Annotated in this window: 15 protein-coding genes; 9 read left to right on the top strand and 6 right to left on the bottom strand. The window is 58.9% G+C overall.

Features of this window, described 5'->3' with window-relative positions; all coding sequences use genetic code 11:
• Window positions 1–119 precede the first annotated feature (119 nt).
• The 4 genes from groL to AB4N91_RS03295 all read right to left on the bottom strand — a co-directional run bounded on the left by groL (window position 120) and on the right by AB4N91_RS03295 (window position 3,629).
• Complete coding sequence (gene groL / locus AB4N91_RS03310; protein WP_008155543.1) at window positions 120–1,763, bottom strand: chaperonin GroEL; 1,644 nt, start codon at window positions 1,761–1,763, stop codon at window positions 120–122.
• Between the two features lie 49 nt (window positions 1,764–1,812).
• A complete protein-coding gene (locus AB4N91_RS03305) occupies window positions 1,813–2,106 on the bottom strand; it encodes a co-chaperone GroES (protein WP_007948593.1) in 294 nt (97 codons plus the stop codon).
• A gap of 248 nt (window positions 2,107–2,354) precedes the next feature.
• Complete coding sequence (locus AB4N91_RS03300; protein WP_010457646.1) at window positions 2,355–2,831, bottom strand: FxsA family protein; 477 nt, start codon at window positions 2,829–2,831, stop codon at window positions 2,355–2,357.
• A 66-nt stretch (window positions 2,832–2,897) separates the two neighbouring features.
• Window positions 2,898–3,629 carry a HugZ family pyridoxamine 5'-phosphate oxidase gene (locus AB4N91_RS03295; protein WP_458724927.1) on the bottom strand — a complete coding sequence of 244 codons (732 nt, stop codon included), beginning with the start codon at window positions 3,627–3,629 and terminating at the stop codon, window positions 2,898–2,900.
• Between the two features lie 166 nt (window positions 3,630–3,795).
• Here AB4N91_RS03295 and AB4N91_RS03290 point away from each other — a divergent pair, with 166 nt between their 5' ends.
• On the top strand, window positions 3,796–4,554 hold the full coding sequence (locus AB4N91_RS03290; RefSeq protein ID WP_077749886.1) for an SDR family oxidoreductase: 759 nt from the start codon (window positions 3,796–3,798) through the stop codon (window positions 4,552–4,554).
• A gap of 125 nt (window positions 4,555–4,679) precedes the next feature.
• Here the strand turns inward: AB4N91_RS03290 and apbC are convergent, their stop codons facing one another.
• The gene (gene apbC / locus AB4N91_RS03285; RefSeq protein ID WP_010457651.1) at window positions 4,680–5,774 is read right to left on the bottom strand and encodes an iron-sulfur cluster carrier protein ApbC; all 1,095 of its coding nucleotides are present in this window, start codon (window positions 5,772–5,774) and stop codon (window positions 4,680–4,682) included.
• A gap of 326 nt (window positions 5,775–6,100) precedes the next feature.
• On the opposite strand from apbC, the gene metG reads away from it, so the two are divergent.
• The 8 genes from metG to AB4N91_RS03245 all read left to right on the top strand — a co-directional run bounded on the left by metG (window position 6,101) and on the right by AB4N91_RS03245 (window position 12,909).
• Complete coding sequence (gene metG / locus AB4N91_RS03280) at window positions 6,101–8,152, top strand: methionine--tRNA ligase (RefSeq protein ID WP_010457653.1); 2,052 nt, start codon at window positions 6,101–6,103, stop codon at window positions 8,150–8,152.
• Window positions 8,153–8,295: 143 nt separating this feature from the next.
• Window positions 8,296–8,865, top strand: a complete 570-nt coding sequence (locus tag AB4N91_RS03275; RefSeq protein ID WP_010457655.1) for an electron transport complex protein RnfA — start codon at window positions 8,296–8,298, stop codon at window positions 8,863–8,865.
• Window positions 8,862–9,878 (top strand): electron transport complex subunit RsxB, encoded by a 1,017-nt coding sequence (gene rsxB / locus AB4N91_RS03270; protein WP_083375854.1) that lies wholly within the window; start codon window positions 8,862–8,864, stop codon window positions 9,876–9,878. Before AB4N91_RS03275 ends, rsxB begins: the two co-directional genes overlap by 4 nt.
• Window positions 9,865–10,848: an RnfABCDGE type electron transport complex subunit D gene (locus AB4N91_RS03265; protein ID WP_460112117.1), complete on the top strand. Its 984-nt coding sequence runs from the start codon at window positions 9,865–9,867 to the stop codon at window positions 10,846–10,848. The genes rsxB and AB4N91_RS03265 overlap by 14 nt, the downstream gene beginning before the upstream one ends.
• Window positions 10,845–11,456 (top strand): RnfABCDGE type electron transport complex subunit G, encoded by a 612-nt coding sequence (locus AB4N91_RS03260; RefSeq protein ID WP_102594580.1) that lies wholly within the window; start codon window positions 10,845–10,847, stop codon window positions 11,454–11,456. The genes AB4N91_RS03265 and AB4N91_RS03260 overlap by 4 nt, the downstream gene beginning before the upstream one ends.
• Window positions 11,449–11,958: an Rnf-Nqr domain containing protein gene (locus AB4N91_RS03255; RefSeq protein ID WP_169857908.1), complete on the top strand. Its 510-nt coding sequence runs from the start codon at window positions 11,449–11,451 to the stop codon at window positions 11,956–11,958. The genes AB4N91_RS03260 and AB4N91_RS03255 overlap by 8 nt, the downstream gene beginning before the upstream one ends.
• Before the next feature lie 25 nt (window positions 11,959–11,983).
• Window positions 11,984–12,622, top strand: coding sequence for an endonuclease III (gene nth / locus AB4N91_RS03250; protein ID WP_083375850.1), 639 nt, complete (start codon window positions 11,984–11,986; stop codon window positions 12,620–12,622).
• Between the two features lie 107 nt (window positions 12,623–12,729).
• Window positions 12,730–12,909, top strand: a complete 180-nt coding sequence (locus AB4N91_RS03245; protein WP_010457665.1) for a PA3496 family putative envelope integrity protein — start codon at window positions 12,730–12,732, stop codon at window positions 12,907–12,909.
• A 95-nt stretch (window positions 12,910–13,004) separates the two neighbouring features.
• Here AB4N91_RS03245 and AB4N91_RS03240 read toward each other — a convergent pair whose 3' ends face one another.
• A complete protein-coding gene (locus tag AB4N91_RS03240; protein ID WP_010457667.1) occupies window positions 13,005–13,631 on the bottom strand; it encodes a response regulator transcription factor in 627 nt (208 codons plus the stop codon).
• Window positions 13,632–13,998 lie beyond the last annotated feature (367 nt).

Below are 13,998 nucleotides of genomic sequence, written 5' to 3'. Positions count from 1 at the left end.
TGTAGGAGCGAGGCTTGCCCGCGAAGAAGCCCTTAAAAACCACACAACTTTATGCCGGGCAATAAAAAACCCCGCCGGTTCATCACCGGCGGGGTTTTCATGTACGGGGTAAGGCTGGCTTACATCATGCCGCCCATGCCACCCATACCGCCCATGTCTGGCATGCCGCCACCCGCTGGGCCGTCTTCCTTGATCTCGGCGATCATGGCTTCGGTAGTGATCATCAGGCTGGCAATCGACGAAGCCGCTTGCAGAGCCGAACGAGTCACTTTAGCCGGGTCCAGGATACCCATTTCGATCATGTCGCCGTATTCGCCGGTCGCAGCGTTGTAACCGTAGTTACCCGAACCTTGCTTGACCTTGTCGACCACAACGCTTGGCTCGTCGCCGGAGTTGGCAACGATCTGGCGCAGTGGCGCTTCTACAGCGCGACGCAGCAACTGGATGCCAACGTTCTGGTCATCGTTGTCGCCTTTGAGCTCGGAGATTGCCTGCAGAGCGCGAACCAGTGCCACGCCGCCGCCAGGTACCACGCCTTCTTCAACGGCTGCACGGGTAGCGTGCAGGGCGTCTTCAACGCGGGCTTTCTTCTCTTTCATTTCAACTTCGGAACCAGCGCCAACCTTGATCACTGCAACGCCGCCGGACAGCTTGGCCAGACGCTCTTGCAGTTTTTCACGGTCGTAGTCGGACGAAGTGTCAGCCACTTGCTGACGGATCTGCAGAACGCGAGCCTGGATGTCAGCTTCAACGCCGGCGCCGTCGATCACGGTGGTGTTTTCTTTGGACAGGATCACGCGCTTGGCATTACCCAGGTGTTCCAGGGTAGTGCTTTCCAGGCTCAGGCCGATCTCTTCGGAGATAACGGTACCGCCAGTCAGAACAGCGATGTCCTGCAGCATGGCCTTGCGACGGTCGCCGAAGCCTGGAGCCTTGACGGCTGCAACTTTGACGATGCCACGCATGTTGTTCACAACCAGAGTCGCCAGGGCTTCGCCTTCAACGTCTTCGGCCACGATCAGCAGTGGACGGCCGGCTTTGGCAACGGCTTCCAGGACTGGCAGCATTTCGCGGATGTTGGAGATCTTTTTGTCGACCAGCAGGATCAGCGGACCGTCCAGCTCGGCAGTCATGGTCTCTGGCTTGTTGACGAAGTACGGGGACAGGTAGCCACGGTCGAACTGCATGCCTTCAACAACCGACAGTTCGTTTTCCAGGCCCGAGCCTTCTTCAACGGTGATCACGCCTTCTTTACCGACTTTTTCCATGGCTTCGGCAATGATGTCGCCGATGGAGCTGTCGGAGTTGGCCGAGATGGTGCCGACCTGAGCGATGGCCTTGGTGTCAGCGCAAGGCTTGGACAGGGCTTTCAGCTCTTTGACGATAGCGATGGTCGCTTTGTCGATGCCGCGTTTCAGGTCCATCGGGTTCATGCCGGCAGCGACGGCTTTCAGGCCTTCGTTGACGATCGACTGAGCCAGAACGGTAGCGGTGGTGGTGCCGTCGCCTGCGTCATCGTTGGCACGGGAGGCAACGTCTTTGACCAGCTGCGCGCCCATGTTTTCGAAGCGATCTTTCAGCTCGATTTCTTTGGCAACGGACACGCCGTCCTTGGTGATGGTCGGAGCGCCGAAGCTCTTCTCGATGATCACGTTACGGCCTTTAGGGCCCAGGGTCGCTTTTACTGCGTCAGCCAGGACGTTGACACCGGCGAGCATTTTCTTGCGGGCGGAATCGCCGAATTTAACTTCTTTAGCAGCCATGATCGATATTCCTTAAATACTTTGTAGTAACGGGAAAATGAGCGGGGAATCAGCCTTCGACAACAGCGAGGATTTCGCTCTCGCCGATGACCAGCAGGTCTTCGCCGTCAACTTTCACAGTGTTGCTGCCGGAGTAAGGGCCGAACACAACCTTGTCACCCACTTTCACGGACAGCGCACGCACTTCACCGTTGTCCAGGACTTTGCCCGGGCCTACAGCGAGGACTTCGCCCTGGTTTGGCTTTTCAGCAGCCGAACCTGGCAGGACGATACCGCCAGCGGTTTTCTTTTCTTCTTCGCTGCGACGGACGACGACGCGGTCATGCAGAGGACGAAGCTTCATTGTCGATCTCTCCTAATTGTGGTTTTCATCGGCCGGTGTATTCCCGGCGGGTTTAACAAATCCGGCGGTGCCGGGTGCGGTTCGTCAAGCGAACCGCGGAAGTCTGTCTGGCGTGATCGCCAGAAACCTTGCGGTGACCGTTACATAAGGGCGCATAAGCTTATTACAAGGGCGGGGATCGAAATTTTTTTGCATCAATGCCCCGAAAACGAACACGGCACCCGAAGGTGCCGTGCAGCTGAAACGCTTTACTTGGAATCGCGGTGTTCGAACTCGCCTTCGATTACGTTCGGCTCGCGGCCCAGCGGCTGCTGCGGAGCAGGACCGCCACGTGGTTGAAGATCATCGGCAAACGCCCGCTGGCGGATCGCTGCCTCTTCAGCGCGCTGGCGCATTTTATTGGCCAGCAGTCGACGGGAGATCGGCAGCAGCATGATCAGACCCAGCACGTCCGTGACGAAGCCCGGCAGAATCAACAGACCGCCCGCCAGGGCCAGCATCAAGCCTTCAAGCATGGTCTGGGCCGGCAACTCGCCGCGGTTCAGGCTTTCACGCGCACGCAACGCAGTGGCCAGACCGGCGATGCGCAGCACGAACACGCCGAGCATCGAGCCGAGAATGATCAGCAGCAGGGCCGGGAAAAACCCGATGGCCCCGCTGACCTTGACGAATACGAACAGCTCCAACACCGGAAACAGTACAAAGAGCAATAAAAAAGGGCGCATCAAATGGTTCCTCAACGCAAGAATGCCTTGCCAGTCTTCCCTAGATGACGTCGCCGTTTCGTGAATTCAAGCGTCAGCCACTTCATTTTTCGGCCAATGCTCGGCGTGAGCCAGGAAAACCAAGGCTTCGCGCACTTGTGTCGGCGTATTACAAGTTGCCTGGAACGGCAGCCAGTACAGGGCCTGGCCAATGCGTAGGTGCATGCCTTCGCTGTCGATACCCGCCAGTTGCGCCGGCTCGGTTTTCGGCAGCCCCGCCAAATCGACGTAATGGGCGATGGCTTTGGCGTGATCGGTGTTCATGTGCTCGACCATGCTCAGTTCGGCTTTGCCGGCGAACGGATTGGCCAGGGTCAGTTGGTCGACCCAGTGAATCGCACCGAAACCGCCGATGTAACGGTGACGCACAGGCTTGAGCACCCAGAAATCGAAATCGTGGGCCTTGTGGTAGCTCTGCGACTCCGGGAAATAGCGGTAGTAACGCTCGGCGGCCGCTTCGATCGCGGCCTCGTCTTCGAGCTTTTCTGCTTCGGCGAGATAAGTCAGGCGACCAACGGCTTGCACATCGTCGGCCTCACGTTCGCCCACAAAAAGCGAGCATTTCGGATCTTTCTGCAGGTTATGGGTGTGCTGGGCGATGCGGCTGATAAGGATCAGCGGCCGACCCTGCTCGTCCAGGCAATACGGAACCACGGAGCCAAACGGGAAACCGGGCATCGACTTGGAGTGCGTCGACAGCACCCCGCGGTATTCCTTGAGAAGCAATTCTCGGGCATTCTTGGCCGCTTCAACGCTCAATTTATGACTCCTTATATAGAATCCGTCGAAAAAACGGACAGGCGCCTGGGGATAAGTTCCAGTACGCCATCGGGGCAGTTCTCATGTGCAACCAGGCCACATCAGGTGCAGATCGAGAGGCCCTCTAGGAAGGAAACCACTCTGAACCTGCTATTGGGGCATGCGAATGCAACTCACTGACAAAGTAATCATTATCACTGGCGGTTGCCAGGGTTTAGGCCGTTCCATGGCCGAGTATTTCGCGGGTAAAGGCGCGAAGCTGGCGCTGGTGGACCTGAACCAGGAAAAGCTCGACGACACCGTCGCGGCGTGCAAAGCCAAGGGCGTAGAAGCTCGGGCTTACCTGTGCAACGTTGCCAACGAAGAGCAAGTGACGCACATGGTCGCCCAGGTGGCCGAAGATTTCGGCGCGATTCATGGATTGATCAACAACGCCGGCATCCTGCGCGACGGCCTGCTGCTGAAGGTCAAGGATGGCGAAATGACCAAGATGAGCCTGGCCCAATGGCAGGCGGTCATCGACGTCAACCTGACCGGCGTGTTCCTGTGCACCCGTGAAGTCGCGGCAAAAATGGTCGAGCTGAACAACAGCGGCGCGATCATCAATATCTCCTCGATCTCCCGCGCCGGCAACGTCGGCCAGACCAACTACTCCGCCGCCAAGGCTGGCGTGGCCGCGGCAACCGTGACCTGGGCCAAGGAACTGGCACGTTATGGCATTCGCGTGGCTGGCATTGCACCGGGCTTTATCGAAACCGAGATGACGTTGGGCATGAAGCCTGAAGCGCTGGAGAAGATGACGGCCGGGATTCCGCTCAAGCGCATGGGCAAACCGGAAGAGATCGCCCATTCGGCGGCGTACATTTTCGAGAACGACTACTACACCGGCCGGATTCTGGAAATGGATGGCGGGCTGCGGATCTAAGGCCTCATAGATCAATGTGGGCGCTAGCCTGCTAGCGATTGAGCGGGTTCAGCCAACTTATTTGTTGAATGTGAATCCGCTATCGCTAGCAGGCTAGCTCCCACAGTTAGTTGTGTTTCAGGCCATCAATCGTCGCTGATGGTGATGTTCGGCATCGCCGGCGACACCGCTTCCTGCAACACAATCCGCGCGCCGACGTGGCGGGCGAGTTCCTGGTACACCAGGGCAATCGGGCTGTCAGGTTCGGCGATCACCGTAGGCTTGCCGCCATCGGCCTGTTCGCGGATAGCCATTGCCAGCGGCAACGACGCCAGCAGTTCGACGCCATACTGGTTGGCCAGCTTCACCCCTCCGCCCTCACCAAACAGATGCTCGGCATGCCCGCAGTTGGAGCAGATGTGCACGGCCATGTTTTCCACCACACCGAGCACCGGGATGTTGACCTTGCGGAACATCTCCACGCCCTTGCGTGCGTCCAGCAATGCCAGATCTTGCGGCGTGGTAACGATCACCGCGCCAGCCACCGGGACTTTCTGCGCCAGAGTCAGCTGGATATCACCGGTGCCTGGTGGCATGTCGATGACCAGGTAATCCAGATCGCCCCAGGCGGTTTGCGTGACCAGTTGCAACAATGCGCCGGAAACCATCGGCCCACGCCAGACCATCGGCGTATTGTCGTCGGTCAGGAACGCCATCGACATCACTTCAACGCCATGGGATTCAATCGGCACGAACCATTTCTGATCCTTGACCTTCGGTCGGGTGCCTTCGGGGATGCCGAACATGATGCCCTGGCTCGGACCGTAGATGTCCGCGTCGAGAATCCCGACCTTGGCGCCTTCACGGGCCAGGGCCAGCGCGAGGTTGGCGGCGGTGGTGGACTTGCCCACGCCGCCCTTGCCGGACGCCACGGCGACCACGTTCTTGACGTTGGCCAGGCCCGGGATTTGCGCCTGGGCCTTGTGCGCGGCGATCACGCTGGTGATGTCAACGCGAGCGCTCGTCACGCCGTCGAGGCCTTCGATCGCCATTTGCAACATTTGCGACCAGCCACTCTTGAACAGACCGGCGGCGTAGCCCAGTTCCAGTTGCACGCTGACGCGATCGCCCTGGATGTCGATGCTGCGCACACACCCGGCGCTGACCGGGTCCTGGTTCAGATAAGGGTCGGTGTACTGGCGAAGGACGGCTTCCACCGCTGCGCGATTGACGGCGCTCATGGGCAACTCCGATAGCAAGACTGGAAAATCAGGGGGGTATCCTACGCCGGACATACATTTGTGGCGAGGGAGCTTGCTCCCGCTCGGCTGCGAAGCAGTCGCAATCAGGCAGACGCACTCCTTGCGCCGAAAACGGGTTGGAGGGTTTGGGGCGGCTTCGCCACCCAGCGGGAGCAAGCTCCCTCGCCACAGAAGCATTTTCACGCTCATACTGCCGGTGCACAGGTTTGGGCATTCGATGCAACCGGAAACAGGCTGACGGGGTGAAAAATATGCGCCAGCGCTTTATAGTGGCCGACCTCCGTTTCATCAAGTAGCCGAGCCCCATGTCCGAGCCACGCAAGATCCTCGTCACCAGCGCCCTGCCCTATGCCAATGGTTCGATCCATCTTGGCCACATGCTGGAATACATCCAGACCGATATGTGGGTGCGCTTCCAGAAGCACCGCGGCAACCAATGCATTTATGTCTGCGCCGACGACGCCCATGGTTCGGCCATCATGCTGCGCGCGGAAAAGGAAGGCATCACCCCGGAACAACTGATCGCCAACGTCCAGGCTGAACACAGCGCCGACTTTGCCGAGTTCCTGGTGGACTTCGACAACTTCCACTCCACTCACGCCGAAGAAAACCGTGAGCTGTCGAGCCAGATCTACCTCAAGCTGCGCGACGCCGGGCACATCGCCCAGCGCTCGATCACTCAGTACTTCGACCCCGAAAAGAAAATGTTCCTGGCCGACCGCTTCATCAAGGGCACCTGCCCGAAATGCGGCACTGAAGACCAGTACGGCGACAACTGCGAAAAATGCGGTGCAACCTACGCACCCACCGACCTGAAGGATCCGAAGTCGGCGATCTCTGGTGCCACTCCGGTGCTCAAGGATTCCCAGCACTTCTTCTTCAAGCTGCCGGATTTCCAGGAAATGCTGCAAGCCTGGACCCGCAGCGGCACCCTGCAAGAAGCCGTGGCGAACAAGATCGCCGAATGGCTGGATGCCGGCCTGCAACAGTGGGACATCTCCCGCGATGCGCCGTACTTCGGCTTCGAGATCCCCGACGAGCCAGGCAAATACTTTTACGTCTGGCTGGACGCGCCGATCGGCTACATGGCCAGCTTCAAGAACCTCTGCGCCCGCCGTCCGGAACTGGATTTCGACGCGTTCTGGGGTAAGGACTCCACCGCCGAGCTGTACCACTTCATCGGCAAGGACATCGTCAACTTCCACGCTCTGTTCTGGCCAGCGATGCTCGAAGGCGCCGGTTTCCGCAAGCCGACCGGCATCAACGTGCACGGCTACCTGACCGTCAACGGTCAGAAAATGTCCAAGTCCCGTGGCACCTTCATAAAGGCCCGGACTTACCTGGACCACCTGTCGCCGGAATACCTGCGCTACTACTACGCGGCGAAGCTGAGCCGTGGCGTCGATGACCTGGACCTGAACCTCGAAGATTTCGTGCAGAAGGTCAACTCCGACCTGGTCGGCAAAGTCGTCAACATCGCCAGCCGTTGCGCCGGTTTTATCCACAAGGGCAACGGCGGTGTGCTGGTGGCCGGCAACGCCGCACCGGAACTGACCGAAGCGTTCCTGGCCGCAGCGCCAAGCATTGCCGAGGCCTACGAGGCGCGCGACTTCGCCCGTGCCATGCGCGAGATCATGGGCCTGGCCGACCGTGCCAACGCCTGGATCGCCGACAAGGCACCGTGGTCGCTGAACAAACAGGAAGGCAAGCAGGACGAAGTCCAGGCCATCTGCGCCCTGGGCGTGAACCTGTTCCGCCAACTGGTGATATTCCTCAAACCGGTGCTGCCGCTGCTCGCCGCCGACGCCGAGGCGTTCCTCAACGTCGCGCCGCTGACCTGGAATGACCACGCGACCTTGCTCAGCAACCATCAACTGAACGAGTTCAAGCCGTTGATGACCCGTATCGACCCGGTAAAAGTCCAAGCCATGAGCGATGCATCGAAAGAAGACCTGACCGCCAGCGCAACCGACACCGGCAATGCCGCGCCGGCCGGCAATGGCGAACTGGCCAAGGATCCGCTGTCGCCCGAAATCGATTTCGACGCCTTCGCCGCGATCGACCTGCGCGTTGCCTTGATCGTCAAGGCCGAACACGTGGAAGGTGCCGACAAGCTGCTGCGCCTGACCCTCGACATCGGTGACGAGCAACGCAACGTGTTCTCCGGGATCAAGAGCGCTTACCCGGATCCGTCCAAGCTCAATGGCCGTCTGACCATGATGATCGCCAACCTCAAGCCGCGGAAAATGAAGTTCGGCATCTCCGAAGGCATGGTGATGGCAGCCGGCCCTGGTGGAGAAGAAATCTACCTGCTCAGCCCCGATAGCGGCGCCAAGCCGGGTCAGCGCATCAAGTAAGTTTCTGCGCTAAATCGATCCCACAGTCGTGCCTGGCGCGACTGTGGGATTTTCATATCAGGCCCCACCCTCCGTCCTTCCCGGATAATGCCTAAGCTTTTTAGAACGCTCTGTTAAAAAGCCCTCTTTCTACCGGCACAATCATGACCGAGATGCTGCTTACGCTTATCAGCGCCGCCCTGATCAACAACCTCGTGTTGCACTGGCCGCTGGGCGTCGATCCGCTGCTGGGCAGCGAGCGCGATCAGGTTCATGCATTGGGCATTGCGACGACGTGTCTGATGCTGATGGTCGGCATACTGGGCTACCCGGCTTATCACTGGCTGCTGGTGCCGCTGGAACTGACTTCGCTGCGTCTTTTCGTGTTCCTGCCATTGAGCGTATTGCTGATCGGTCCGCTGCTGAAAGCGCTTTCCCGGTTACTTCCAAAGCTTGCGTTTGATGGCCTCTGGCCGTTGCTGCTGGGCAACGCGGGTGTGCTGGGGCTGGCATTGCTCAACGCTCAGGACGACAAAGGATTCTTCCACGCCACCGCCCTGTGCCTCGGTGCAGGACTGGGGTTCTGGCTGGTGCTCAGCCTGTTCAGCGACTTGCGCCAGCGCACAATCGAAAATGATATTCCCCTGCCCTTTCGCGGCCTGCCGATCGAACTGATCGGTGCCGGACTGATCGCAGTGGCTTTTCTCGGATTCAGCGGGCTGATCAAAACATGAGTCTGATTCAACGCATCGACGCCCTCTTGCCGCAGACCCAATGCGGCAAGTGCGGCCACCCCGGATGCAAGCCTTACGCCGAAGGCATCGCCAGCGGCGAGCCGATCAACAAGTGCCCGCCAGGGGGCAGCGAAACCATCTCGGCGCTGGCCGAGTTGCTGCAAGTGCCGGTGCTGGAACTGGACGTCAGCCGCGGCTCGGCACCGGCGCAGATCGCTTACATCCGCGAAGCCGAATGCATCGGTTGCACCAAATGCATCCAGGCGTGTCCGGTGGATGCCATCGTCGGTGCTGCCAAATTGATGCACACGGTGATCATCGACGAATGCACCGGTTGCGACCTGTGTGTCGCGCCGTGCCCGGTGGATTGCATCGAAATGCGGCCACTGCCCTTGGCCACGGTGCTGCCGATTGTAGGTGGCCTGGCGTTCAGCCTTGAGGAACAACGGGCGCGCACCGCCAAACGCAATCATGCGCGGCGTCGCTTCGAACAGCGCAACGCCCGTTTGCGCCGCGAGGAAGAGCAGAAACTCGCCGAACGTCAGGCCCGCGCTCAACGCGCCACGCCGCAAAACGAAGTGCCGACGCTCGACCCGGTTCAGGCTGCGCTTGAGCGGGTGCGTGCGCAGAAAGCGGCAAACGCCGATGCGGCGTTGAAAAAAGCCAAGATCGACCTGGCGATGAGTCGTGCGCAACTGAACAAGTCGCTCAAGGCGTTCGGGCATCCGCCGACCTTCGAGCAGCAGTCGCAATTGATCGTGCTGCAACAGCAATTCGAGATGGCAGAGCAAGCCTTGGCCAAGCTGGAAAGCAGCGCGCCGCCCATCCCCGCACCGGCACCCGCCGCGCCAGCGAAGGATGCCGAGCTGAAACGGGCGAAGATCCAGCTGGCCATGCGCCGCGCCGAACTCAACAAGGCGCGAACCGGCGAAGCCGCAGCTGAACAGATTGCAGCGCTGGAACGCGCGGTGATGGACGCCGAGCGTCAGGTGGATGCCTATGTCGCCCCTTGAATCGGTGGACGAACGCCTTCAGCAGGCCATGAAGCTGGTGTTGCTGGCCACGGTGCCGGGCATGCTGGCGTTGTTCTGGTTGTATGGCTGGGGCGTGTTGATCAACCTGATTTTGACGGCTGTTACCGCATTGGCGGTTGAAGCTGCGGTGCTGCACCTGCGCAAGCAATCGATCAAGCCAACGTTGAGCGACGGCAGCGCGTTCGTCAGCGCGACGTTGCTGGCCTTGGCCTTGCCGCCTTATTGCCCGTGGTGGCTGACGGTCAGTGCGGCGGCATTCGCCCTGCTCGGTAAACACCTTTATGGCGGGGTTGGCAAAAATCCGTTCAACCCGGCGATGCTTGGTTTTGCCCTGGTGCTGGTTACGTTTCCCCAACAGATGATCCTCTGGCCGTCGGCCCACGGCATGAGTCTGCTCGGTGGCTTGCAACAGGTCTTCGGCTTCGGTCAGGCGCCAGATGCCTGGGCCCAGGCCACGGCGCTGGACAGCCTGCGAATCAACAAAAGCCTGACCATGGATGAACTCTTCGCGAGCAATCCGGCGTTCGGCCATTTCGGCGGACGCGGTGTGGAATGGGTCAACCTGGCCTTTCTCGCTGGCGGCGCGTTTCTTCTGCAACGGCGGGTGTTCACCTGGCATGCACCGGTCGGCATGCTTGCCAGTCTGTTCATCATCAGCCTGTTGTGCTGGAACGGTTCGGGCTCCGACTCCCATGGCTCGCCGCTGTTTCACCTGCTCACCGGCGCGACCATGCTGGGCGCGTTTTTTATTGCCACCGAGCCGGTGTCCGGCGCGAAAAGCCCCGGTGCCCGACTGTTGTTCGGTGCCGGCGTGGGATTACTCACCTACCTGATTCGTACTTGGGGCGGATACCCCGACGGTGTAGCGTTTGCCGTGTTGTTGATGAACCTTGGCGTCCCGGCGCTGGAGCGGTTAGTCGCGTCCAGGCAGGAGCAGATGGCCCCATGAACCGAGCGACGAGCGTTGTGATGCTGGTGTTGCTGGCCGGGTTGGGAATTGGCGTGACGTACGTCGTGCAGCACGCCAGCGAACCGCGTATCAGTGCGCAACAGCGCTTGATCGACAGCCGCAACCTGCTGGACCTGCTACCGCCAGACAGCTACGACAATCAGCCGTTGGACCAGCCACTCGCCCTCGAAAACATCCGGCTGCCCAACAGCACGCTGCTGGGCGGCTATTTGGCGACCAAGGCCAGCCAACCGAGCGCGGTGTTGCTGCGCAGCCAGACCTTGGGCTACGAGGGCTCCATCGAGCTGCTGATCGCCATCGGCGCCAACGGCAAGTTGCTGGGGGTCAAGACCCTCAAGCAATCGGAAACCCCAGCCCTGGGCGGCAAGATCGCCGACTGGCCCAATACCTGGCTTCAGGTGTTTACTGGCAAGTCGCGAAACGACCCCGGCGACACCGGCTGGGCCTTGAAAAAAGACCAGGGTCAATTCGATCAGATAGCGGGCGCGACCATTACTTCACGGGCGGTAATCAGCGCCGTTCATGACGCGTTGCGTTTCTTCGACGAACACCCGCAACAGCTAATCGGGAGCAGTGCGCATGAATAAAACATCGACACTGCGCAACTCTCTGATGCTTGCGCCTCTGATCGGCGCTACGCAGGCCTGGCCGACCGCTCTCGGCCTGTGGCTGATGTTCTTCTTAGTGATCAATGCATATGACCTCAGCATGGCCGCCTTGCGATCACGGCTGATCCCGTCCACCCGCTTGCTTGCCAGCATCCTGTTGGCCGCCACGTTGACCAGTTGCGCGGAACTGGCCGCGCAGGTCGGGTCACTTCAATGGCATCAGCACGCGGGGATCTATGCAGGATTGATCGCCTTGCAATGTGTGGTGCTGGAGCACAATGGTTTTTTCCAGGAACCGCGGCTTGATCGCCTGCGTTTGTGTGGCCTGTTTGGCGCGCTATTGGTGGGGCTAGGCCTGCTGCGCGAGGTGATCGGCAATGGCGGTCTGCACCTGGCCACGCTGGTCCCTGGCGGATTCATTCTCTTGGGACTGCTGATCGCCGCCTGGCAGGCCTGGCACCGACCGACTCCCTCACACTGACCGACTTCGAGGAAACGCACTGTCCATGAATGCCGCAAAACGTCTGGAAATTTTCCGCAGGTTTCACGAAGACAACCCGGAACCGAAGACCGAACTGGCCTATTCCTCGCCGTTCGAATTGCTGATTGCGGTCATTCTGTCCGCCCAGTCGACCGATGTCGGTGTGAACAAGGCCACCGCCAGACTCTATCCGGTGGCCAACACGCCGGCGGCGATCTATGCCTTGGGCGTCGAAGGGCTGTCGGAATACATCAAGACCATCGGCCTGTTCAACAGCAAAGCGAAAAACGTGATCGAAACCTGTCGTTTGCTGGTTGAGCGCCATGGTGGCGAGGTTCCGCAAACCCGAGAGGAACTGGAGGCGCTGCCCGGCGTCGGCCGCAAGACCGCCAACGTGGTGCTCAATACCGCTTTCCGGCAACTGACGATGGCCGTGGATACCCACATTTTCCGAGTCAGCAACCGCACGGGCATTGCACCGGGCAAAAACGTGGTCGAGGTGGAGATGAAGCTGATGAAGTTTGTCCCCAAGCAATACCTGCTCGATTCACACCATTGGCTGATCCTTCATGGACGCTACGTTTGCCTGGCCCGCAAGCCTCGTTGCGGGAGCTGCCGGATCGAAGACCTGTGCGAATACAAGCAAAAGACCTCGGACGATTGAGGCAGTATTAGTTTTATTGATCCATCGATTGAAAAAATCTTTTTTACCCGCCGGGAGTTTGTCGATATAAGGAGCGCCAAAGGCAGTCTTAGCCTGGAGTTAACCTTATGAGCACTGGCAAAGAGCAATTGGACGTAGAAGACGACTTCACACCTGTTGAGACCGATGACGCTGAACCGGTGGTTGAAGTGGCGAAGACCAACCTGAGCAAACGCCGCACCATCGACAATCTGCTGGAGGAGCGTCGACTGCAAAAGCAGTTGGCCGATTACGATTTTGACCTTTGACACCTGAAAGCCTCCCGAAACGGAGGCTTTTTACTGGGTGCTGCCCGCCCCCCGATGAACGCCCTTTCATCACGCCTCGTCAATCGCCAGTGCGCTCATACCAGTCCATTACGTTGAGCGAGTTCGATCAGATCAACCAATGAGCGAGCATTGAGCTTCAACAACAGGCGTGTCTTGTAAGTACTGACCGTTTTATTGCTGAGGAACATGCCATCGGCAATTTCCTTGTTTGTCTTTCCTCGAGCCAACTGTTGCAACACCATCATTTCGCGCCCGGACAGACGATCCACCATATCGGCTTCACTGGCATTCCCGAGACTGGAACGAACGGTATGCAGCGCTTGATTCGGAAAGTAGCTGTAGCCCGAAAGCACGGCCTTTATCGCACTGAGCAATTCAGTGAGATCCTGTTGTTTGCAGACATACCCAGCGGCCCCCGATTGCATGCAACGCATGGAAAAATGCCCGGGGGCCTGAGAGGTCAGGATCAGCACTTTAAGAGGCATCGCTGTTGTGGTCAGACGCGCAATGACTTCCAGCCCGTCCAGCTTCGGTATCCCAATATCCAGAATGACAATATCCGGCATAAGTTCGCGGGCAAGTTGTAACGCATCCACACCGTTATCTGTTTCTGCAATGACTTCGTAGCCATGACGTTCCATCAGCATACGTACCGCAAGACGAATGACGGGGTGATCATCCACGATCAGCACTTTATTCATGGGCAAGTCCAATTTCGCTGTTCGAATTTTTAGAGCCCGCACAATAGCCTAGTCGTTTCATCCGTGGCATGCCGCCCCCCTCGGCCACCCGCAGCGAAAGACATTCCCTACAAACAAGCAGGACATGTCTTACAAAAATCAGACGAATACTGTGTGTCTTAAATTTTATCGCCCCGGCGGCACGGTGCTTTCAAAATTGTTTTTGTATCGATTTACATCAGGAAATCAAAGAAACCAGAGGTTGACCGAAGGATCCGACAGACGCTGACGATTGAGCTACGCTAAAAAACAACCGATATTTTCAGGCGAACATTCACACTCGCTCGTTAAAAATCAAGACGTGACCACTAATCAAATTACAACAACC

This window comes from Pseudomonas sp. H3_D04 (assembly GCF_054669175.1).
This window is presented reverse-complemented; position numbering and strand designations above follow the sequence as displayed.